This window comes from Mucilaginibacter sp. P5_A6 (assembly GCF_056400585.1).
The window spans coordinates 25,294-47,509 of record NZ_JBFUKZ010000027.1 but is presented as its reverse complement, the minus strand read 5'-3'; the positions used below and the strand labels follow the sequence as shown (position 1 = coordinate 47,509).

At 44.3% G+C, this 22,216-nt stretch carries 19 protein-coding genes and 1 pseudogene; 13 read left to right on the top strand and 7 right to left on the bottom strand.

Going from position 1 to position 22,216, the window contains the following annotated elements:
- Position 1: 1 nt before the first annotated feature.
- The 4 genes and pseudogenes from AC1DO4_RS23615 to AC1DO4_RS23600 form a co-directional block, all read right to left on the bottom strand.
- Positions 2–601, bottom strand: a complete 600-nt coding sequence (locus AC1DO4_RS23615) for a hypothetical protein (RefSeq protein ID WP_477420024.1) — start codon at positions 599–601, stop codon at positions 2–4.
- Between the two features lie 234 nt (positions 602–835).
- A pseudogene (locus tag AC1DO4_RS23610) lies at positions 836–1,728 on the bottom strand (RteC domain-containing protein).
- 711 nt (positions 1,729–2,439) lie between these two features.
- Positions 2,440–3,030, bottom strand: coding sequence for an SLOG domain-containing protein (locus AC1DO4_RS23605; RefSeq protein WP_477420023.1), 591 nt, complete (start codon positions 3,028–3,030; stop codon positions 2,440–2,442).
- Positions 3,031–3,035: 5 nt separating this feature from the next.
- The gene (locus tag AC1DO4_RS23600) at positions 3,036–4,220 is read right to left on the bottom strand and encodes a toll/interleukin-1 receptor domain-containing protein (RefSeq protein ID WP_477420022.1); all 1,185 of its coding nucleotides are present in this window, start codon (positions 4,218–4,220) and stop codon (positions 3,036–3,038) included.
- Positions 4,221–4,436: 216 nt separating this feature from the next.
- On the opposite strand from AC1DO4_RS23600, the gene AC1DO4_RS23595 reads away from it, so the two are divergent.
- From AC1DO4_RS23595 to AC1DO4_RS23540, 12 genes are all read left to right on the top strand, one after another.
- A complete protein-coding gene (locus AC1DO4_RS23595; protein WP_477420021.1) occupies positions 4,437–5,624 on the top strand; it encodes a toll/interleukin-1 receptor domain-containing protein in 1,188 nt (395 codons plus the stop codon).
- Between the two features lie 766 nt (positions 5,625–6,390).
- Complete coding sequence (locus tag AC1DO4_RS23590) at positions 6,391–7,716, top strand: toll/interleukin-1 receptor domain-containing protein (RefSeq protein ID WP_477420020.1); 1,326 nt, start codon at positions 6,391–6,393, stop codon at positions 7,714–7,716.
- Positions 7,709–9,760 carry an nSTAND1 domain-containing NTPase gene (locus AC1DO4_RS23585; RefSeq protein WP_477420019.1) on the top strand — a complete coding sequence of 684 codons (2,052 nt, stop codon included), beginning with the start codon at positions 7,709–7,711 and terminating at the stop codon, positions 9,758–9,760. The genes AC1DO4_RS23590 and AC1DO4_RS23585 overlap by 8 nt, the downstream gene beginning before the upstream one ends.
- A gap of 419 nt (positions 9,761–10,179) precedes the next feature.
- Entirely contained in the window at positions 10,180–10,686 is a 507-nt protein-coding gene (locus tag AC1DO4_RS23580; protein WP_477420018.1) for a hypothetical protein, read from the top strand.
- Between the two features lie 42 nt (positions 10,687–10,728).
- Positions 10,729–10,890 (top strand): hypothetical protein, encoded by a 162-nt coding sequence (locus AC1DO4_RS23575; protein WP_477420017.1) that lies wholly within the window; start codon positions 10,729–10,731, stop codon positions 10,888–10,890.
- Entirely contained in the window at positions 10,857–12,149 is a 1,293-nt protein-coding gene (locus AC1DO4_RS23570) for a hypothetical protein (RefSeq protein ID WP_477420016.1), read from the top strand. Before AC1DO4_RS23575 ends, AC1DO4_RS23570 begins: the two co-directional genes overlap by 34 nt.
- Positions 12,130–12,366: a hypothetical protein gene (locus AC1DO4_RS23565; RefSeq protein WP_477420015.1), complete on the top strand. Its 237-nt coding sequence runs from the start codon at positions 12,130–12,132 to the stop codon at positions 12,364–12,366. Before AC1DO4_RS23570 ends, AC1DO4_RS23565 begins: the two co-directional genes overlap by 20 nt.
- 319 nt (positions 12,367–12,685) lie before the next feature.
- Positions 12,686–13,378, top strand: a complete 693-nt coding sequence (locus AC1DO4_RS23560; RefSeq protein ID WP_477420014.1) for a toll/interleukin-1 receptor domain-containing protein — start codon at positions 12,686–12,688, stop codon at positions 13,376–13,378.
- Complete coding sequence (locus tag AC1DO4_RS23555; protein WP_477420082.1) at positions 13,282–14,799, top strand: nSTAND1 domain-containing NTPase; 1,518 nt, start codon at positions 13,282–13,284, stop codon at positions 14,797–14,799. Before AC1DO4_RS23560 ends, AC1DO4_RS23555 begins: the two co-directional genes overlap by 97 nt.
- Positions 14,800–15,333, top strand: coding sequence for an SIR2 family protein (locus AC1DO4_RS23550; protein ID WP_477420081.1), 534 nt, complete (start codon positions 14,800–14,802; stop codon positions 15,331–15,333). It begins immediately after the preceding gene.
- A gap of 14 nt (positions 15,334–15,347) precedes the next feature.
- On the top strand, positions 15,348–16,577 hold the full coding sequence (locus AC1DO4_RS23545; protein WP_477420013.1) for an nSTAND1 domain-containing NTPase: 1,230 nt from the start codon (positions 15,348–15,350) through the stop codon (positions 16,575–16,577).
- A gap of 991 nt (positions 16,578–17,568) precedes the next feature.
- A complete protein-coding gene (locus AC1DO4_RS23540; RefSeq protein WP_477420012.1) occupies positions 17,569–18,264 on the top strand; it encodes an IS1 family transposase in 696 nt (231 codons plus the stop codon).
- A 414-nt stretch (positions 18,265–18,678) separates the two neighbouring features.
- On the opposite strand, the gene AC1DO4_RS23535 is transcribed toward AC1DO4_RS23540, so the two are convergent.
- The gene (locus AC1DO4_RS23535) at positions 18,679–19,020 is read right to left on the bottom strand and encodes a winged helix-turn-helix transcriptional regulator (protein ID WP_477420011.1); all 342 of its coding nucleotides are present in this window, start codon (positions 19,018–19,020) and stop codon (positions 18,679–18,681) included.
- A gap of 119 nt (positions 19,021–19,139) precedes the next feature.
- On the opposite strand from AC1DO4_RS23535, the gene AC1DO4_RS23530 reads away from it, so the two are divergent.
- The gene (locus tag AC1DO4_RS23530; protein WP_477420010.1) at positions 19,140–20,009 is read left to right on the top strand and encodes an SDR family oxidoreductase; all 870 of its coding nucleotides are present in this window, start codon (positions 19,140–19,142) and stop codon (positions 20,007–20,009) included.
- Positions 20,010–20,194: 185 nt separating this feature from the next.
- Here the strand turns inward: AC1DO4_RS23530 and AC1DO4_RS23525 are convergent, their stop codons facing one another.
- Both AC1DO4_RS23525 and AC1DO4_RS23520 read right to left on the bottom strand, forming a co-directional pair.
- Complete coding sequence (locus tag AC1DO4_RS23525) at positions 20,195–21,082, bottom strand: NAD(P)H-binding protein (protein ID WP_477420009.1); 888 nt, start codon at positions 21,080–21,082, stop codon at positions 20,195–20,197.
- A 26-nt stretch (positions 21,083–21,108) separates the two neighbouring features.
- Entirely contained in the window at positions 21,109–22,170 is a 1,062-nt protein-coding gene (locus AC1DO4_RS23520) for an alkene reductase (RefSeq protein WP_477420008.1), read from the bottom strand.
- Between the last annotated feature and the right edge of the window lie 46 nt (positions 22,171–22,216).

Here is a 22,216-nt window from a genome sequence, read left to right as displayed (position 1 = left end):
TTCAAGGTAGGCAGAGAATATATACCCTTCTTAAAATTCCATAGACTTTGACGTTAGGCTTTATTGAATTAATAAAATTTGCTTGATGAACATATTCGATTTCAGGTAATACGTCATCTTTATAAGCAAAGTATTTGGAAAGATGTAGTCTGCTTTGGTCTATAAATTCAAATATTGATGGTTGTTGTTCAACATCCACATTGATAGATTTTAGATATTCAGTGTATAGTTGATTTACTTCATTAATTTCAGTTTCTCTCTCGCTAAGTTCTTCTTCATAATCGGCAAAAAGAAAACGATTCATCTGAAAAGATCCATCTTTATAAAGCTTAAAATGGCTTATCCCATCCGATTCGAACTCTTGAGAAATAATTGTCAAAAGGTTCTTTAATATAGGTATTGGTATATCCAATTGATATATAGTATCAATGTGCTTTTTAATTTCAATGACCGATTTGCCGCTATTAAAGCCTTGATCGTTCATTCTACATAATGAGGATTTTACAATGGGTAAAAAGATGTCTTCAAAGTTTTTTATTCCGATGTTATTGTCATTGATGTAAGCTAATAAGCTAAAGGAAGCAATCTTTTTGTGAATCATAATTTGGCTTAGGTTATTTATCAAATATAATTATCAATTAGGAATAAAAACCAATCAATATTAAATGTCCAAGTTACCCAATTATATTATATAATAAATACCTGATTTACATATATTTACATTTACACAATACTGATCTATTGGATCTGCGATGTTGTTATTGCAAAGTAAAAATATCTTTTTTGAAACTCGACATAAGGTGCAGTTTCCAACAACTCCATTTTGTCAAAACCATCATTGATCATATGAGAAGTAACTGCAGCCGGATTGTGTATATGCAAGAGTTTGCCGGGCCTCCTTCTGGCTCCGACAGCTATTGATCCCAGGCCCTCCTACCGCCCCCACTCCTCTTCTAACCTTCACCAAAGCCGCCTTCACCTCATCCCCATACTTAAACGAACTAATTCGTTTCCGTCGTGATATCGACTGCCAGCGCCGGTGCGCTTTACCGATCTTTACCCTGAAGTGTGCCTCCAACCACTCGATGATTTCAGAGATTGAAGCATTCCCATTATTCACCTGCCCCGTCAGCCAGATCCGTAAGCTATTTCTACCAAATTGATCGACTCGCCCGTCCACTTCAGCATCGGCCCGCTCCTCTCATCAACAGGCGAACCATCACTGCCCGAACCACCACTACCACCACGCAAACTATTCAACTCCTCCTCCAGCCAGACTTGCAAACGCTCATAAGCCATAAACTTCGCCCACAAATAATCGCCGTTAGTTGAAAACGCCGGGTCCGCATCCGGCAACTCCGGCAGCACCATGCCCGAAGGCCCGGCATCCCGCAGGAACAATACCGTATCCAGTTCGCCGGCCTCCAGCTTATAACACTGGTAGAGAAATCAGAAACGATTAATAAATATTTGTATCCGTCTCAGTTCTTCGCTATAATAGGCCTCCAGCAGTCCCTGGCTGAAGGCGGGCTTGCCGAGCAAAATAGTCGTGTACTCCGACAGGTAAATTTGTTCCGCAATAAACAGTGGCTTCTCTTGTTTGAAGAAGCGTATTTCTCCGGCTTCGTTCGCGAAACCATTCGCTATGACTTCCGCTTTTAGCCGCAGCGCGATGCCACGAATACTTTTTAGCGCGCCGCTCAGACGGTTTGCGGGCGGGTCGCCCATCTCTGAGTAAAAGGCGATGTCTTCCTGTACTTCATTATATAGCTTTTTGATTGAAGCGTTCATGACGCTAATATTATAGGGCAAAAAACTTCCCGTACGGTGTTTTTGCCGTTAGTTAATTGCAGTAATTTTTTTGATATTTCTTGAACCCGGTCGGGTTAAAATAGCCGCGGGGCAGGCCTGAAGGCAATACAGGTACTGGTATACCTAAGAACACGACAGTCAAGCCCGCGCTTTAGCGGGCGTTGCACATGTCTCTGTTCTTTTAAAATTACCTGTTTCGTATTACGAGAGAGTGAACGCATTAAATCATTCTATATATTAACTATAGTATTTCTGTATTGTATTTTTCATTTTATTTACGCTTTAAAGTTAGTCATTTTTGTTGTTTTTCAAGTCTTGCTATCCACCGCCTACCAGGCCCATTCCCCGGAAAGGTGCAGGCAAACCTGGACCTCGGGTAGGCTGTACATATAATCCGGGAAATCCCGCAGTGTTTGCGCGGCGTGTCGGTTCAGCTTCACCATGGTAATCATCAGCGTAGGCCTGCCCAATAGCTTGCGGTTAAGCCAAGTCGTCTTCTTTCAACCTTTTGCTAGGTAAAGATTTCTTCTAATTGGTGATCGTTCAGTTTAAACGCTCTTGAAGGCTCGCAGGTGTTATAACCTTTGGATAAGTTATATCAGCTCAAACCAATTATCACGCGCTGATCTACCCTAAAACTGGTCTGAGCAGGTCCTGAAAAAGCGACATATAGGCGTAATCGGTCAGCAGTCTCGGATCTAAGGTATCCGCTCCATAATGATCAAAAAGTAGCTTTGCTCCGCCCCCGGTGCTGGCCACCGGGAATAGAGGCGCACTAGGATACATTGACCGGAACATTTCGTATTCGATCTCAACACCTTCCATCCCGCCAATAAAAATACCTGCCGCGAAGTTCTTACCGCCAAGCATCTCCATCCGCAGTATCCTATTGCTGTCAATTTCGTTAGCACCCTTTGGCGTTAGCCGTACGTCTTCGAAATCGAAATTATCTTCTGGGAACGATTCGCGGTATTGTTCGGATTGGTATAATGTCACATGATCTCGCAGTTTAGCCACATTGTTATCCAGCTTCAACACTACATCACGGATCAGCGGGGTAATCGAGGGGTGTCCGCCCCAAAACAGATGTGCATGGGGTACTACAATCGTTGCCAGCGCCCGCACAGCGTCCCGGATCGCTATCCTGTCAGCCGTATCATAATATTTGGCAGATCTTTCTTTAAGCGGTATGCTGGCCGATAAAAATATATTCACCATCGTCTTTAAATTAATGTTGGAAAAATCACTTCCGCTGCACGCGTTTTTAAGGTTTTGATCTTAAAACCTACATTAAAACTTTGCTCCAGCCAGGTCAAATGAGCCAACCATTCGTCGCGAATATACAAATGATCATACAGTAAATACACATCGGCGACTTTACCGGTTTCAATCGTCTTGGTCACCAGGTCAGCTTGGTAATAGCTGAATGCTTGCGGGATACCAATGGTCGGCACAATGATTAGTAAATCGCCGTTTCGCTTGGTAACAACGAGGTATTTAGCCGGTTCTACCGTCACTGGCGCGCCGGTTCTGCTTACGATTGCGATAAATTCCTTGACCATATTGAATTGCCTGGCTGCAAGGCTGCGCGCACGAAGTGATTCGGCGGTGCTCACCACCCTGGCGACCGCATCCGGGCTGAGGTACTGATCCGATGCTGCAAAATGTGGGTTCCCGAAATCAGTAGCATGGAGCATCAGCGGCACGGAAAGTTGGGCATCGCGCTGCTGTTGGTATCCCGGCCACATCACTTGCAGGATACCGACCGACATCGCGTTGGCTCTGGCTAGTTCCTGGGTCGTCCATTCACTGTTCAGGAACTTCGGTGTGTTTAACAATACCACAACATCGGTATCGACCAGCTGATGCCAAAGCTCGGCCTGGAAAGCTTGGGCCGGACGGATACTGTGCGTGTCCAGGAAGACATGGAAACCTGCCGCTTCCAACTCTTCGAATAGCTGTACGGCCACTGGGCGCGATTCGTCGCGCTTATAACTAATAAATAGGCGGCGCGATAAACGGAGTAAGCTGAGGCCTTCCAGCACCACACTGACTAATTGCTCGATCTTCAGGCTACTGCCTAACGCGAAACCATTAATCGGTCTGAGTGCGGGCGGTATTTGCGCGGGAAAATGAGCCAGATCGTCCACAACAGGCAGAATAAGTTTGGCATCATCCTGCAAGCGGCTGATGATCACATCGTCATGAAAGGTACCCGAGGAATCACCAAAATAAATGCAAAAAGCCGGTGAAACAGCCCGGTACTCAGCAAAGTTAGCGGGCCTAATCACTATGATCTTGTCCGATTCGATACCGAGATCCTTGGTACGCTGGAAAAACGTATCCAGTATCTCCTGCCGAAGAGGATTGGCCGCGCCGATGATAATGAGCTGGTAGTGGTTCGTCATGGTGGTGTGTTGCTAAAGTAAAATTACTGATTATTTTCTCTTCTATTTTACATAATGGTCTGCATTGTCTCATGGTTGTCATTGGCGCCCATTTGCGGGATGAATTATTAACAATAATCTATTTTTTTTGTTGTTAATTATTATATTCGACTATTAATAAAATATTCATTTTCAACACTATACAATAATATAAATTTCAATATTAAATATAAGATTATGGCGCACGTTTTCATTTCTTACATGCGCGAAGATCAGGCCATTATTGACAGACTGATCAAGGCCCTCACAAAAAATGGTGTCAGGGTATGGTTAGACCGCAATGACCTCGAACCGGGCGTTCGCTGGCGAACGGTTATCAATACCGCGATAAATGAGGGAAGTTATTTTCTAGCATGTTTTTCAACAACAAGGACCGGTACTGAAGAATCTTATGCTAATACCGAAATGAATCTTGCGCTGGAGAAATTCAGAAAAGGCGAGAATGAAAGAAGTTGGTTTATCCCCATTAAATTAGATAGTCAGACTATTCCCAAGATTCCAATTCAGGGGACGGAAACATTATTGGACCTTCAATATATAGACCTCTCTTTCAATTGGAAGGCCAATCTCGAACAATTGCTAAGCGTATTATATTTACCAGAATTTGAACTGCAGAAAAAAATATTTACTAAACTTGAAATGCTAATTGCGATTTATTCGCTTGTTTATTGGCGCAGCCCCAAGCAGCTCCCACCCGAAATCATGCGGGATAGTGAATGGGAAAACAATTCTTTTACGCTCTCATGTGATGACATAAACTGGGGCAGCGACGTACCTGGCGAACCGGGTGAGCTTTTTTCTTGTTTCAGCGAGATTGTAACACAATATAGCAATTATGAAAGAGAGCCCTTTGAAGGATATTACGTAACACCTAATGAAGACTATTGGTACACTTTTGCTTGGCAAAGCCTTTTTAGATACCAACTGGACGTAGAACTCAATCCATCACCTAAAAGTGCTTATGGCGGTTACTACAGCCTACAGAACGCATTGGAAAACGAAACATCGATGACCGGTGATCCCGAAGGATATCCATTGCCGATCACTGGTTATGTTGTGCAAATTAACGGCTTGCGTTATGCTAAGAGCACAGGATTTTTGGTCGGCGATGGTTATATGCTCAGCAGTGTTGATGGCTACAACCACAAGAGAGATGAGTGGGTAATCTACCATACTAAAGACCTATGGTATAAGGAACAAGATTTACGTAAGGCTATCGACTTTGCGCTGGAATGGAAAAAGATACAGAAACCCACACTGGAAATGGGGGTACGTGTACTTGAGAATGAATGGAAAGGTCGGTATCCATACTTTAACGAGCTTTTTCTCAAAGAGTTAGGAATTGACCTGTTTCAATTCGATTAGCCTCCCATATACACGCCTAATGGAAACTGAGGCCTGCATGAAATGTCTAGTTTTAGTATTTTGACACCGCTAATCGTAGTTGCCTTGTTGTCCTTCTCGCGGGCCCGGCCAATCGGGGCCGAAGCCCTCCTATCGCGGTAATTTCGCCTGCTGTTGCCCTTGAAGGGCTAAGCCATATGCTGGAACAATTTGCGAACTCAGGTTGGTTTAGTGATGATATGGTGGTGGCAATGCGACAAGACGATATAAAATCGCGAGAAATGGAGGAGGAACATCTTTCTCTTCCATTCTGAAGCCATTAACCAAGTTATTCCGAAATGCCGAGCAGGAAATCCTTTATACTTCTAACATATTAAATATCTAATTATTAATTGCGATTTTTCTAATCACCAACACAACTCGGTGCTCTAAAGCGCACGGAACAGCTTTGTCAAGCCGCCCAGAATGACCACCTTTCGACCGGGATAGCACTAAGCCCCTTCCTGTCCGATGGAAAGCCGAGAAGAGTTCGGGATGGGCTGAAATGCATCAGCAGGCTTGCGGGCTACTTATTTTGCTACGAAATGTAATTTGTCAAAACTGGTGGAGGACTAGGGGGAACCCTTAGACCTGTTTCATCGTAAATATTTATTGTTTAAAATTTGATAATATTCGAAATATTGCCCAACTTTAATGCTGTAAACCAGGCTATTATACCTTATTCTGTAAAAAACATGCGGTGGCTGCAATAACCAAATATCGTTAATTGATCAAATCCCCTGAACCGATGGATCTCAAAAGCCTTTACCATATTTACAATGCGGACCAACTCGTATTAATTGTTGGCAGCGAGGTGCTCCGGATGCAGGATATGCCCCGGCCCCATGTGAACGGCGATCCCCAGCGGCTGGTGAATAAAACCTTCGAAGAAGCTGCTATTGAACGGATAACTGATCGGTCCAACCTTTCATCCCCGAAAACGTTCAGTGGTATCGCTATCGAGCAACCTGACAAAGGCCTGAGCAGCAACGAGGTGATCGGCGTATACCGGTCATTCCGTGATCGTGACTTCGATAAATCATTGGTTAAAAGCATTGCAAATCTCTCTAAGGTTAGCCTGGTCATTCAAACTTCATTCGATCCTGTTTTAAAAGACGCGCTCGGCAATAACATCGACACTTATGTCTGGAGCAAAGAGTCGAAAGCTCCTATACATTTCGACCTGACAAATGGTAAACGTAAATTATTCTATTTGTTCGGGGACATGGAAAAAGGCATCGCACTATTTGAAGAAGAACAGGTCGACTGCCTGCTAAATTTATCAGCTTCGAACGAGATCAATAAAAAAAACGCACCAAGTGAATATTCTTTTTTGGAATATTTGAATAACAAGACTTTGGTATTTATCGGCAATAACTTTTCGGATTGGTTCATGCGTTTAATGATCAGGACCCTGTATAATAGGCCTATCCCTTCAGAGGCAGGGAAAGCCTATATTATCAATGACAGCGAGGGCGGAATCAAATACCAGCGTTATTTTTTTGATAAATTTAAGATCCAGCTGATTCACGAATACCCGATCGAAGATTTCCTGGAATCCTTCCAGCAGATCATTGATGAGCACGGAAGTTTTAATAATTATTATGACGGTATGCGAGTTTTTATTTCTTATGATCGTCATGACCGGGAATGCGCCTTGCTTATCAAGAAAGCGCTCAATATTAAGCATATCGAAGTTTTTCTGGATACATCAGACATTGGCCTTGGTGAACACGATAAACAAATCACTGCGGCAATCCTGTCGAATGAGACCTGTTTTTTTGTTGCCGTTGTATCCCAATTTATGGTTGAACGCCCAAAAGCCGATTCTTACGCCAAGCGCGTGGAATGGTCAAAAGCCAGTGACCGTTATACGATCAATAAATATTTAGCTGCGACCCCGGATAAAAGCGACCCGACACCATTTGTAATTGTTCCGACAGCGGTCGATGATTTCAGGCCCTACCTCGATAGGCTGCCAAATTTCATTACAGAGAACACCATTTGGCCTTGTGATCCAAAACAGCTAGCTGATTTCATAGAAGTCGAAATAAAAAGACTGCGCCATGGATAAAAACAATCCCTACAAAGGCCTTTTTCCCTATACGGCTGCGGATGAAAAATGCTTTTTCGGCAGAGAGGCAGAAGCCTATGAGCTGGTGGAGATGATTAAAAACAGCCAGCTGGTGATCATATATGGGGAATCAGGAACAGGGAAAACCTCATTGATCCATGCCAAGCTCTTCCCCGAGTTGGAGCGCCAATATTATTTCCCTGTATATATCCGCATCAATTACAGCAGTATGATACCGCCGCTGGAACAATTTAAAAAAATCGTGCATGAAGAGTTGGTCAAATGGGATAAAGAGATCAAAACGTTCCTGCCCGGTGAGACATTGATCGAGTATGCGGCCAAAACCAAGATATTCAACGGCCTGGTCAAACCGATCCTTTTTTTCGACCAATTTGAGGAACTATTCACATTAGGTCCGCGGTATGGGATAGCGGCGGAACTGGATGAGTATGTTTCCCAATTGAGCGACTTGATCGAGATTCGTCTGCCACTGCATCTCACGGCAACAGGATCAACGAGCGAAACAGCGCCAAGGCAGCCACAGCAACGTTCCGCGGATGAATCAAGGGAAAATGTCCTGAATTACACGGTAGTGCTAAGTTTACGACAGGACTTCGTCGCTTATTTGGATGATCTCCGTTCGCAAATGCCGTCGGTGAGTAATAACCGTTACGGCCTTAAAAAATTTACCGTGGCGCAAGCCTTATCAGCGATAGAAAATTCGGTGGTCAGTTCGGCTGCTGATAATAACACCTCGCCCGATGCAGTCGATAAGCGCACGGCTGAACTGATCATCCATAATGTTGCCAAACTTGACTTGGGGGGAAACACTATTAATTCCAAACCAAACGTATCGGGCAGCCAGGCCCGGATAGCAAACGAAGATAACATGGACCGCGTCGGCATTGATCCGACCATACTGAGCCTGTATTGCTATCAATTATTTGAAGAAGCGCCTGGTAGTGATCATGAAAAAACGATCTCTTACGAACAAGTGGAGCGGTCCCCGGCAGCGGCGGTGATCGAGCATTATTATGTAAACAGTTTAAAGAGGAACAAACAACGATATGCGGTTGAAATGTACCTAATCACTTCTGACGGGAGACGGTTATTGTTCCCGTTGGCGGATTTTATTAAGAAATCCGGGCTGAGTGAAGCGGAAGTCAAAGAGCTCCAAAATGAAACCGCTATTTTCCGGACTTATGGAAAAGATGAATTCAGAGAGATCGAGCTCGCACACGACCAGCTGGCCAAAAGGGCGTTGATCAGCAAAAACAAACGGGCGGCTAAGAAGATCCGGCGGAACGCTTTTATCGTTATCGGCTCGCTGGCCTTGGTCGTCGCAACGATTGCGATTGCCGTGCTTATGTTGGTGAAGGAACGGGAAACAACGACCAGTTATAAATATCTTACAAGGAGCATAAAGGCGAGCCAAAACAGTTTGCAACAATCGCTTAACATTAGTAAAAAGCTAATGGATTCCGTAAGAATAAAACAATCATTACTTGATAGCCTTCATCAACGAGAATCTCATTCAACAGTTCAATGGCGAAAGGAAAACCAGGCCCTGGTGCAGCGCTTAGTGTTAAGAGGCGATAGCCTGCGTCAAATTATAGCGACCCTGGATCAGGTCAATAAAGACCTGTTAACCGCTAAGGCGTCGAACAGAACTTTGCAAGGAGAAATTACGAGTTTAAGGTCTACCAGGGTTCCGGCCGAACAAAAAACAAGTAACGCTGAAATACCTAAACAATTATCATTGGCATCCCTTGAGTTTGGGCCAATTTCGCCGGGCAATAGCTTAGCTTTTAAGGAGGATAGCCTGTACGTGATCGTCCGAAGTATAGATAAGCAAAATACTATTGACCTGGCAATTTCGAAAAATCGTGAACCAAATAGTGCTGCATTTTTAAAACAAGGCATGATCAAATTCAAACAGTCATTGTCATTATATTACAAAAATCACTATTTTATAGTTTATTGTTATTACATTTCGTCCAAAAAACAAGTACATCTTGACCTGATAAAAATGAATTTGCAATAAAAATGTTCACAACGTCGTATGTACTATAGGTTATTTATTGGACGATTGTTTAAGACTCTTTTTAAGAGAACGGTAATGTGTCGAAAGCCTGGCGCTGATGCGCACTAGCATGCTGGAAGAGCGCGTGGACGCGCTGGTCTGCATGGGGGGGTATGCTTGAATTTTTTTATTTTGGTGTCCTTAACTACGTTGAGATAGATAAGCAATAAAGACCATAATCAAATCAATATTAAAACTTAAAAACATGAGCGGCATCATTAAAGCCTCGTTGGCCAGGTTGCCCCGGGTAAACCTAATACGGACAGGTCATTTCGAGCAAATCTACCAGCTCTCGAATTAATAAACTCCTGAAAAAGAGGAAAAAAAAGAAAATGTTATTGCCGGTTAATTTTTATAAATTGACTTTTATTTAATTCATTATGCCACAACCCGATCACACTAACCTGCATAAGGAACTGGACCTGATCCAGGACGTCATCAACCGTATGGCGGCTAATTCCTTCCAGGTAAAAACCTGGACGATGGGCATAGTCACCGCCGTGCTAGCCTTTAAAAACGAAGAAATATTTAGCGCCGGTAAAACACACGGCCACCAGGGCGTGTGGATCAGTCTGGTGCTGCTGCTGCCCATCGTTTGTTTCTGGCTCCTGGATGGCTTCTTTCTTAAAACGGAAAAACTCTACCGGGAGATCTACAAATGGGTGGTTGATAACCGTAAGTTTACTACGGACCTTGAATATGACTTAAACACTTACAAGCGACGAATAAATTACGACCCGGCTGCCAATGTGGCTACAGAAAACGATCTGAAAGAAGAGGCCGGCACGATCTGGGATGCACTGTATACCACTACGCTTCCCTTGTTCTATCTGATCCCTGCATTGATCGTTGTCAGCCTGGCCGCCTATAACTGGCTTTCAAAATAAGTCAAACACCGAAATGAGTAAGCCTATAAAAATTCCGCCAGTATGTCCAAAATGATCGTGCCTTATTACCAATTCGACGTTGCCATATCGTTTTCTGGGAGCGACCGGCGAATTGCCCGAAGTATTGCAAAAGCTTTAAACAAGAAGGATATCACCGTTTTTTATGACGAATGGGCTCAGCATCAGCTTTGGGAAAGGACCTAACCAGCTACCTTTCTAACATCTTTTCGTCGCAGGCTTTGTTTTGCATGCCGCTGCTCTCCAAAAGTTATTTGCTAAGCACCTGGGCGAAGTTCGAGATCCACTCGGCGCTTTCGGCCAGTAACCGGACCATAGAGTATATACTGCCCGTGGTGATCGATGATACCGATATTATGGTTATTTCCAGAAATATCGGCTACCTGAAATATGAAGATCATAAATCTACAGGCGTTGCCAAAATGCTGAAGCTCAAATTGGAGGCTTTAAGGCCCGGTCAATTCCATCCGGATCCGCCGGCACCGGTACAGGAAGTGGGGGAACCGGCCTTTGCCACCGGCTTCAATCGCATACCCTTCTCCGCCATCACTAAAATTACGGAGCAGGAGATTGTCGACCTCTCCGAGCATACCTATCTTGATTCACCGCCGCTGGTACGCGCGCTCGTTGCCGAGCGGCTCGTGCGCTTTCTTGGCTTTAAATACGCAATTTATTCCGGTCCCGCTTACACGGCCTGGCGTAAAAATAATAAGCTATTCCTTTCCACTCTGCCCCAGGTTGGCACGAAAAGTTCCTTGGGGCAAAAAACACTGGAGTTTGAAATCCAGGACGCACCGCAAAAAACGCTGTATCTTTTAGCAGAATGGGTCCCGGACCCGCCGGATTGGGGGCCAATCATGAGCGAGGATTTTCATCAGCTGTTTACTGGCCTGATGGCCAACCGGTCAGGTTTCGATATGCAAAGGGAATCAACATTGCATTATTTGAAAGAACAGAAGGTCAACTTTCGTTTCCCGATCGTACCCTTCGGCAAAGAAGCTGAGGTATTCTGTGAATGGCGTCGGGAAGAACCACCAAGCCTGTTTTTCGACTGGGATCGCAATCCTAGATTAACCGGCCCGGGGATCGGTGTCTGGACGGATGTATATCATGCTGGTACCGGTATGCTGATATTTGTGTTACATGGCAGTTGGAAAAATGCCGCGCTTTATCAATTGGAAGACTGCCTGGAGCTATACCTACCCGGCCAGTACACGCGAATGCCCGTCACAAATGGGTCCATGCGCTTTTGTATCTATCTGAGCAACGAAGGTCTTGTAGCCAAACAGGCAGCTCATTCTGACTGGGACGACCTTTATCGGCGGGTAAGTTTACTATTCCTTGCGCTGAGCCGTATGACAGCCGCGCAGGACGATATCCGTGTTCCGGTCCTCAGCTGGCCTAAAGATCCCAGAGGTCAGTACTTTGAACAAAAACCTGTTTGAGCAGGCCGTAGCGGCTATCGGTCCTGGTGAATATCCCCGGGGGATAAAAGACCGATTATACGGCAATGAACCGGAAGGCTGGTGTGTCCTGCGTCACTCGCCAAGCGGTGAATGGCGAATGAACGGTTCGATTGACCGATTCAAGTGGGGCGTGCTGGTCACCGTTAATGAAACGCTGGATTACATTGCAAGCCTGGAGAAAGAGCTGCAGCATTAATATACAGAAGAACACCCGTATGACTTACCTAGCTATGCCGGAAGAGCGAAAATCCCGTAGAGGCTAAAATACATTCGATCGATCCGGAAGAACAAGCTGGCGTGATCCTGGAAGCCCTGTCCTTTGCCGGAATGCGGGCTGATAAAACGATATTGCTCATAAAGAATTAATTCCTTACCATGTTAGGTATATGGCATTTAACAACCAATTATTCTACCGGGCCCTTATTAGAACAGATAGAAATACCCGGCCGGCTGCCGGCTTTTGACGCAGGAGGAAGGTGCTCCATAATGGAATAAAATTTTTATCTTTAATTCCTATGGAACCCAAGCCCATATTTATCAATTACCGCAGGGACGACGGGCTGGATACGGCCCAGCTGCTGCAACTGCGCCTTGAGCATATCTTTGGCGAAGGAACCACCTTTCTGGATACGGATAGCATTTTCCCAGGGGATGAATACCCGGTGCGCCTGGAAAATGCGGTAAAAGCGGCCAAAGTGATAATCGTCATGATCGGCACTCACTGGACCGGGTCCGATCCTAGAAATAACAAGCTGCACAACCCGGAGGACTGGGTCCGGAAAGAGCTCGAAATAAGCCTCAGCGACCCAAAAAAAATCATCTTACCCGTCTTTATCAAAGGGGCCAGCGCCGAGCAGGCATTCGCAGGAATACCGGCTCATCTGGACAAACTGACCAAACTAAACGACGTCCAACTGCGGGAACGACAATTCAAAAGTGACCTTTTAGCGATCCTGCCGCACATTGAACGGCATCTTTCCTTGCGAGACCCACTCGGCGAACTACCTTACGATACCTCTCGTTATTTCTTCCCTAGACAGGGACCTTTTAAAGGTTTGGCCTATTTTACCGAGGAGGATACCCGGATCTTTTTTGGCCGCGGGGAAAAGAGATCCGGAAGCTCTTTCTCAAAATCACCAATGACCCTTTCGTGTTTTTATATGGTAAATCCGGCGCCGGAAAATCATCTCTGCTGTTTGCCGGGCTGAAACCCCGGATGGAATACCAGGGGTGGGAAGTTTGCTATATCCGGCGGGAAAAATCACGCACAATCGCAAAACAATTAACGGTCCGCCTGGACTTACAAAGTTCCCCTGGCAAACTGCTGATCATACTCGACCAGGCAGAAGAGATCATGACCGATCCGTCGACTGCGAACGAGGCTGAGGCGGAGCTGATCGAACTGGCTGTCGCCGTCAAAGCCGCGCTGGACCAGGGCTTTCATGTGTTGCTTGGCTTTCGGAAGGAATACCTGTCGGATTTTGAAAAATTATTTGCCGGCCGAGATTACCTCAAAATTTACCTGGAAGCACTGCAGACGAAAGGGGTTCTGGAAGCCATCCAAGGAATCACGCTCAACCAGGACGCCAAAGCTTATTATGAACTGGAATTCGCGGACGGACAGGTCCCGGCCCTGATCGCGCAAAGCGTATACGTCGATGAAGACTCACATGTCGCGCCGCTTTTGCAAATGATCTTGGTCAAAATGTGGGATAGGGTGGCCTCCAATTCACCCAGGGTCTTTGACAAAACCTTGTTGGCGCGCGTAAAAACAGATAGTTTACTGGACCTGATCACCGGTCAGATCGCGGCCATCGGAGCGGTCATCCCAGAGAAAGTACAGAGTGGGCTCGTCCTGGATATCCTGCATACTTTCACGACCACGCGGGCCACCGCCGGTACGAAAACGCCCGCAGCTTTGAAGAGTCAATACCGGCATATCGAGATCAACGATGTCCTGAGCGAGTTAAAGAATAAATACCTGCTGACCGATAACGATATTGGCGCAGGGAATAGCTTGCGCCTTGCACATGATGCGCTGGCGCCGTTGATCCGGGAACTTCATGCGTTGTCCGCATTGCCGGGCCAGAAAGCCTCTCGGCTGCTCGACAGCAAGCAGCAGGAGATAAATTCCGGTGGCCAGACTGAATTCAGCCGGCTTGACCTAGCCATTATTGCATCCGGCAAACATGGTATGCGGGCGCTGACTGAATCGGAACAGAGGGCTATCGACAAAGACAACCAACGGATCACTAAAGAAGAAAATGAAAAGCGGCTTCTGGAAGAGCGAAGACAAAAAGAACGCCACCGCGAAGAATTTGAAAAAGAAAAACTCGGTTCGATGTTCTTTAAGCTCAATACAGAGACGCTGAACGGCTTTGCGAAAGACATCAAAAAGGGAGCTGCAATCTTAATTACCGGCGACCGGCTGATCTTCAACTCCAAGGGCGAACCATTAGTCAATGAATTGTTCAGAGAAGCCAAGGGAGCCATCGGTCATGAGCATACGCCGGATGAAGACCTCCACCTGATCAGAACATCCAATAGCAGGGATCAGCAATGGTTCGTTCGGGCGCTTGAAGGTATTTTTAAAAATGCAACGGTTCCCGATAGTCCTTTTCTGAATTAGCTGGCAGCAATCCCTTTTTCATGCTGTATCAATGTCTCGTTCGATACGTTTTTAAAACAGGTCTTCTATGATAAGGGTTATGAATTTAAGTTTGAAGTACTTTCCCGGCACAATGCAACCACAAAACAGACATTTACTACTTCCGGTGACGACACTTTACTCTTTAACTTAGTCGGCTCATCGGAAAACGCTTGGGGTATTCCGCTTCGCGAGGAAGATATGTATCATCAGATCACCTCCATCCAACGCAATGAACACTTACCGGACCAACTCCTGTTGGCGATTAAAAAAGCCAATACTTTGATCGTTATCGGCGTGAATTGGGATTCTTGGTACGTCCAGTCATTGATCCGGTGGATCGTCAGTGATTATAAAAAATATCAGCAAATATATACCTGCAGGAATAGGGTCACTGCAGAAAATGCCGCCTTTTTAAAAAATATGCCAGTAATCGCTTTTGATTTGAATGAAACCGATTTTGTCGATTTGCTTTACCAAAAGGCAGGGAGCCCCGGCAGACCAAAAATATCGTAAATTAACCAATTCGAATGATCACCAACCAATCATACCGTTTTCCCGGCATTCGGCCTTTTGGGTTTGAAGATGCCCCAGTCTTTTTTGGGAGAGACGATGAATTAGATCATTTGATCACCAAAATAGATCTCCATCCTGTTACTGTTTTGTTCGGCGAAAGCGGATGCGGTAAAACCTCACTCGTTAATATTGCACTTGGCAACCCAAAGACAAATCACTTGTTAAAAATACACTGGAGAGCGGCCATGGCCTGGAATTCCGAACAAACCGTTGTCACTTCCCTAACCAGCCGCGTGGACCAGGAAGCTGGATCCTGGGACAAGATCGCTGAAAAACTCCGGCAGGAATTCGGGCTGGGTTTATGGCTGTCCCTCAAGAACGCCCTGCTGCAACAGGAAGATGGTCGAACCGGGATTGTTTTGGTCATAGATCAATTCGAGGAATTCTTTTTCTTAGCCGGTGAGGCGGCCGATGGATTCAAGGTCGCTATCGCTGAAGTACTTCAAGTCCGTATTCCGCGGCGCTACCAGGACTGGCTCCTGAATAACCCCGAAATTTCGGATAACGACTTGAAGCGATGGGACAGCCTCGCCGACATCAGCCTGGTCTTAGTTATCCGCTCATCAGAATTCGCCCGGTTACACCAGCTGAGCGATGCTATACCTGCGATATACCGGAATCCCATCGAATTGAAGAATCTGTCGGTTATTCAGGCCGCGTCGGCTATAACCGGCCCAGCGGGCGTATCGGGAAGTTTTGCTTCCGCCCCTTTCAGCCTCACACACGATGTGCTGGAAATCCTCTTGCAATCTCTTGTTGATGTAGAAGGAAGGATCAGCCCGGTACAACTACAGATTCTGGCCAGCTCGCTCGAACTAGCAGCCTCCACTGATGGACAAGTTATGAACGTCGACGACGCAAACTATTTTATTAAAAGTGCGATGGACCGTTTTTATCACCAAGCGCTGAAACGGTTACGGCCAGACGAATTGAACCAAGCATTACACCTCCTTGAGGACCTATTGATTCTTAATAACCACCGGTTATTGATGGACGTCGAGGCGTTGTCCGACAGCCACCTCATCCCTCGGACGCTCATGGAAGAGTTACAGCAATCCAGTATACTGCAATTCAGCAGCAATCATCTGGGACGGCTCAGCTGTGAGATTAGCCATGATTTTTTTATCCCGCCGATTCTAAACTATAAAGCAGAAAGGTCGGCACATCCGCCATGGAAACGCTAATCAGGCAAAAATTAAACAGTCTCTTCCTGTTGCTTATATAATTTTAGGACGGGTTTAAAAATCAATACTGTTGGTAAAATATTGTATATTATCTGAACCGGCATAACAAGGCACTCCCGAAAATAAGCCTCTGGAACTAATTTGAGATTCCAAGCGAAGTTATATTGAATTACATGCAAAGGCAGATCAGGTATAAAATATCGTTAAATATGTTGCACGGAACGAAAAACTGATCGCCTCCCTCCAATGAGAAAAGGTGGTGTTTCCAAAGTAATGGATACACCACCTTTTCTTGTTGTATGATTGTCTTTTCCAGTAAAAGTTTAAAAACAACTCTTATTTCGAAAAGAATTTAACCAGGAGATATAAAGATAAAGCCGGTGGCATTTCGTCCAGGTGAGCTAAGCAGAACTTACGAATGCTTTTCATAGCCTGGTCAAGGTTCCATTTGACGGTTTCGGGGATACGTTGAGCTGCTGGGCTACTTCTCCCCTTTTCATTTCTTGTTGTTTGATTAGGATGATTGGACGTTTGATATTTCAACACTATATTCAATATCTTGATCGCAAAAGCTTATCAGTCGTTTGATGGTAATCCAGTTTAATATTTTTAGTTCTATAAGTTAGAATTCACTGAACACATATTCATAGACCAACTCTAAAAAGTAATCCAAGTTAATGTACCTGAATGCAAGTATGTAAATTATATTACTATGTTAAAAAAAGCTTTTAATCAATATTTTCCTATATTTGGTTTAACAATTAGAGTCATTTACTATTGCGTTATTCGTAGAGTAAAGGACTTTTGAAAATGTAAAATACTGATTATCAATATACAAGAGGGCAATGTATCAATCGTGTTGTTATTAAATTAATAATCTGATAATCAAGAGCAATAAAAATACACCACATTAAATTTTATTAAAAAGGATGGTACTTATGTACCATCCTTTTTAATTTAGGCGATTATTTAGACTGTAAGTGCCTGGAAAGTGAATACGTGTATCAAAGCTGTTGTTAATTCAAATTGTCATCATTGTTTAGGGCCGACCATCAAGTTTGGCAAAATCCGGAATCAACAGCGTTACCATTGCAAAAGTTGTAATAAGACTCAATTATCAGATTACTTAAAAAAAGCATATACACCTGGCACCAATTCCTACATTATTAATCATGTCAAAGAAGGTTGTGGGATAAGGAGTATAGCAAGGTTGTTGAATATCTCACCAAATACGGTTATCCAGAGAATTAAGAATATTGCCTCAAATATTAAGAAACCACCTATTAACACAAACAGGGTGTATGAAGTAGACGAGTTAAAAACCTACATCAAGAAGAAAAGCGCGGAATGCTGGGTGATTTATGCTTTGGATAAGCAAAATGGGCAGGTAGTTGATTTAAAAGTGGGGCGGCGCACCAAAATAAATCTACAAAGAGTTACTGATACCCTTTTATTATCGAAATGCAAGCGAATTTATACTGACGCTTTGAACACCTATCGTCAAATTATACCAACTAAACTCCACAAAGTAAAACGTTGCGGCACCAATAAAATTGAGCGTAAAAACCTAACTCTTCGCACTTATTTGAAACGGTTTAATAGAAGAACAATCTGTTTTTCAAAAAGTATAAGCATGTTAGAAGCTTGCTTAAAAATCTATTTTTGGCAGGATACAGTTGCTGCCTGACCACCAGGTGACCTTCTTTCATTATTCTATTACTTTAACAACCTCATGAATACATTACCACCCTCTCCCCTTTTTACCTATAAATCAATAAGTTAAAATGACCGTTTACTTTGTTCACCTTTTTGTTCGCAGCCGACCCGATTTTTATTTATAAGAAGTGCACCCACCTGGGTAAACACTTATCTCTATTTTGAACTGATTATCAATCGCTTACGAGTTACACAAAAGACCTGGTAGCCGCTTAGGGGTATCACCTCTCTGACTTGTACAAAAATTGCGTTTCTGTGCTAATTTCGCAACTTTTTGAATTATGGTCCCATGTTCGAGCCTCCTACCAGGGTTCGAACCTGGGTTCTAAATATTTCCGTTGGCAGTTTTATAATTAAGGTGTATTGAAAAACTCAAAATAATCGATTACCCAACGTTAATCGATCGGGCATTCAATACCATTTCCTGGCCCCAGGTTGCCATATGTATTAGTAACGGCCTAACACTTTTCCCCAACTCGGTTAAAGAATATTCTACACGGGGCGGGATTTCCTTAAATTGTTGGCGGTTTATTAATCCATCCGCTTCCAGTTCTTTCAGTTGTTCGCTCAACACTTTTCGGGATATAGACGGCATCCTAGCGGCTATTTCACCAAATCGCCTGGTATGGTCCGATAGATGAAAAAGAATTATTGGTTTCCATCTTCCTCCGATCAAAGTTATCGTAGCCGTAACCGGGCAAGGCTTATTTTCAACTTTATTTTCCATTAGTCACATTTAGGTTACCACTATTTTCCATTGTTACCAAAAGGTAACAGTTACTTTTTGAAACTATCATTGGTAACTTTGTGTAACAAAGATAAATATTTAATATAAATTAAACAATTATGATTTTAGTAACAGGTGCAACAGGGCATTTAGGAAATGCAGCAATCCGTTCACTTTTAGAAAAAGGTGTTCCGGCTAGTAAAATTACCGCTTTGGTAAGAGACGAAAACAAAGCAGCAAATTTAAGTGAACAGGGTGTTCAGTTAAAAACAGGGAATTACAATGACTATAACTCCCTTGTAGATGCCTTAGAGGGTGTGGATAAGCTCTTTTTGATCTCTTCCAATGATGTGGCGGCAGATACGCTTTTGCAACATAAGAACGTCATCAACGCCTCTAAGGAGAATGGTCTTCAGCACATCGTTTATATAAGTCAGGAAATTAAGGATGATGAGACAACAGCCATTCCATTCGTAATTCAGGTTCATAGAGCTACAGCTGAATATATAAAAGAGACCGGAATTGCCTATACCATATTTAACAACTCGCTTTACGCTGACTCGATCGGCAAGTTTTCCGGGGAAGCATTTTTGGAAAAGGGTATTTTTTTTCCAGCCGGCGATGGAAAGGTTCCTTTTGTTCCCAGGACGGATATTGGCGAAGCCGCAGCTGTGGTGCTTACCACTCTCGGACATGAATATAAGACCTACACAATCACCGGAAATAATGCTTATTCTTTTGAAGAAATAACAGGCTTCCTAACACATATTACTGGTAAAAAGGTAACTTATTTGAAGCCTGAACTTGATACTTACAGCAATGCTCTTGGAAAGGCCGGCGTTCCGAAAGACGTTGTTGGATTCTTAGGCGCATTTTCTACTGCGATAAGAAATGGTGAGTTCGATACGCAGAGAAGTGATCTGGAACATTTATTGGGAAGAAAACCAACGGAATTAAAGGAATTCCTTAAAATCACTTACGGTAAATAAGTTCCGTAAGCGGGGTTACACATAATGAAAGATGGACAAGCTTAAAATTCTTTAGTCGCTTTTTACTTTATGGGACGCCACCAATAAGTGAATAAAGCAAAGGCTGTTATCATACGTATGATAACAGCCTTTGCTTTGTCAAAGAAACTTCCATGATTATGTGAGTTGTTATAGATAAATAGTGCTTAAGCGTGCAGATATGCGGCTTTGAACTCTTGAGCAAACTGTTCCAGCTTGATCTGACCGGTTACCTTAGCACCGCTGGCAAAAAAGTCCCAGGTGATAATACCTGCCCGTACACCTTGCCCCATTTCAACGATCAGGCCGACTAGCTCCGGCGGCAATCCTCCGGCAAGCATGCCCTGTTTTAACTGTTCATCCGGGATATTTGTCCAAATCAGTTCTGGTTTACCAATGGCCTGACCGAATGATTCTGCTATTGCTTCTCCAGTCGAAACATCACTTACAACGTACTTCACTTCAAAGCCGCTTCCTTCAGCTTGCAATTCCTCTGCAAGCGCTGTCGAAAGATCTTCAGGGTGTGTAAGGGCCAACCGGTCATTACCGTTATAATTATTACCGAAGATGCCTTTGCTTTTGATCAATGGAATATCTCTAAGAAAGTTAACATAGAAAAACCCTGACCTCAAAACAGTCACATTTACGCCGTCTAAACCTTGTAATATCTTTTCAACACGACGAACTCCTTGTACGGGCCCCGTACCTTCAGCAGCATCAGCGCCAACGCTGCTCAGCATGACCACGCGCGTTACGCCTGCTGTCTTAATGGCGTTCGCGTAAGCTTGTCCCGCATCGGCGATGTTTTGTATCATATTACCTGGCCCCATTGATGGTGGCATCATGGTATAAACTGCGTCTGCGCCGCTAAAAGATTCAGTCAAAAATGCTTCGTCACTAATAGAGCCGATTGCCGCCTTTGCACCCAAAGCCTCAATTTCGCTTTTTCGGTCATCTTTTGTACTGATCACGGTTACTCCATGTCCGGCTGCGATCAGCTTTTTTACTAATGGTTTGGCTACATTTCCTAATGAGCCTGTGGTTGTAATTTTCATAACTGTGTGTTTTTAAATGGTAAAAATTAAAGTACGGGGTAGTCGGTGTAGCCTTCTTCGCCGGGCGTATAAAGCGTGTTATAATCCGGCTCATTCAGGGAGACGTTTCTTTCTATTCGCCTCATAAAATCGGGGTTGGCCAAAAAACTTCTGCCAAAGGCAACCAGATCCGCTGATCCATCCTGTATATTGGCTTCAGCGGTTTCTGCCGTGAACCCGTTGCAATAGATAATGGTGTTAGCGAAAGCCTCACGTATATCCTGATGTGTTTTTCCGGGAATGCCGGGATTGTTTGAAACATGTAGGTATACGATGTCCAACTGGTTTACTTCCCGGGCCAGGCGAATGTAGGTTTCATGTACGTCAGCTTCTTCATAGGCAGGCATGTCGTTGGATGTTAGAAATGGTGAAATGCGCAGGCCAACCTTAGCTGCTCCGATGGCGGCTGCTATTTTTTGTACGATCTCCAGCGTCAGACGGCTGCGGTTCGCTATTGATCCGCCGTAGTTATCCGTACGGTTATTTACCTGCGGATTTAAAGACTGCTCCAGCAAATAGCCGTGTGCCCCGTGTAACTCGACACCGTCAAAGCCCGCGGCTATGGCATTTTCAGCAGCCATGACATGATCTTGCACAATACGGGCTATGCCTGCTTCATCCAATGCGGTTGGGGCCGAGTATTCAAACATGCCAGTATCGGTATAAATTTCGCCTGCTGCTTTAATAGCTGATAAACCCACAACGTGATGGCCTTCCGACAAATTGGAGCTATGGGCTATTCTGCCGGTATGCATCAGTTGTAAGAATATTTTGGAGCCGTTTTCATGAACCGCATTGGTCACCAGTTTCCATCCTTCTACCTGGGCATCGGTAAAAATACCCGGGGTACGGGGATAGCCTAAACCTTCTGGGCTGGGTGAAGTGCCTTCGGTAATGATCAGTCCGGCACCGGAACGCTGTTTGTAATAGGTGGCCATGAAGTCGTTGGGCACATTGCCGATCGCCCGGCTTCTGGTCATAGGTGCCATTACGACATGGTTCTTCAACTGAAGTGCAGCTTTGCTATAGGGCATAAATAACTTTTTCATTTCGCTTATCTTTTAATTGATAAAGCAAAATTGCGCCTAATAGCAA

Excerpts from the sequence above, each read along its gene's own strand:
- AC1DO4_RS23530 (WP_477420010.1), top strand. The coding sequence starts at position 19,140 with ATGATTTTAGTAACAGGTGCAACAGGGCATTTAGGAAATGCAGCAATC.
- AC1DO4_RS23605 (WP_477420023.1), bottom strand. The coding sequence starts at position 3,030 with ATGGTGAATATATTTTTATCGGCCAGCATACCGCTTAAAGAAAGATCT.
- AC1DO4_RS23615 (WP_477420024.1), bottom strand. The coding sequence starts at position 601 with ATGATTCACAAAAAGATTGCTTCCTTTAGCTTATTAGCTTACATCAAT.
- AC1DO4_RS23595 (WP_477420021.1), top strand. The coding sequence starts at position 4,437 with ATGGCGCACGTTTTCATTTCTTACATGCGCGAAGATCAGGCCATTATT.
- AC1DO4_RS23585 (WP_477420019.1), top strand. The coding sequence starts at position 7,709 with ATGGATAAAAACAATCCCTACAAAGGCCTTTTTCCCTATACGGCTGCG.
- AC1DO4_RS23570 (WP_477420016.1), top strand. The coding sequence starts at position 10,857 with ATGGGCTCAGCATCAGCTTTGGGAAAGGACCTAACCAGCTACCTTTCT.
- AC1DO4_RS23600 (WP_477420022.1), bottom strand. The coding sequence starts at position 4,220 with ATGACGAACCACTACCAGCTCATTATCATCGGCGCGGCCAATCCTCTT.
- AC1DO4_RS23575 (WP_477420017.1), top strand. The coding sequence starts at position 10,729 with ATGTCCAAAATGATCGTGCCTTATTACCAATTCGACGTTGCCATATCG.
- AC1DO4_RS23525 (WP_477420009.1), bottom strand. The coding sequence starts at position 21,082 with ATGAAAATTACAACCACAGGCTCATTAGGAAATGTAGCCAAACCATTA.
- AC1DO4_RS23520 (WP_477420008.1), bottom strand. The coding sequence starts at position 22,170 with ATGAAAAAGTTATTTATGCCCTATAGCAAAGCTGCACTTCAGTTGAAG.
- AC1DO4_RS23580 (WP_477420018.1), top strand. The coding sequence starts at position 10,180 with ATGCCACAACCCGATCACACTAACCTGCATAAGGAACTGGACCTGATC.
- AC1DO4_RS23590 (WP_477420020.1), top strand. The coding sequence starts at position 6,391 with ATGGATCTCAAAAGCCTTTACCATATTTACAATGCGGACCAACTCGTA.
- AC1DO4_RS23560 (WP_477420014.1), top strand. The coding sequence starts at position 12,686 with ATGGAACCCAAGCCCATATTTATCAATTACCGCAGGGACGACGGGCTG.
- AC1DO4_RS23535 (WP_477420011.1), bottom strand. The coding sequence starts at position 19,020 with ATGGAAAATAAAGTTGAAAATAAGCCTTGCCCGGTTACGGCTACGATA.
- AC1DO4_RS23545 (WP_477420013.1), top strand. The coding sequence starts at position 15,348 with ATGATCACCAACCAATCATACCGTTTTCCCGGCATTCGGCCTTTTGGG.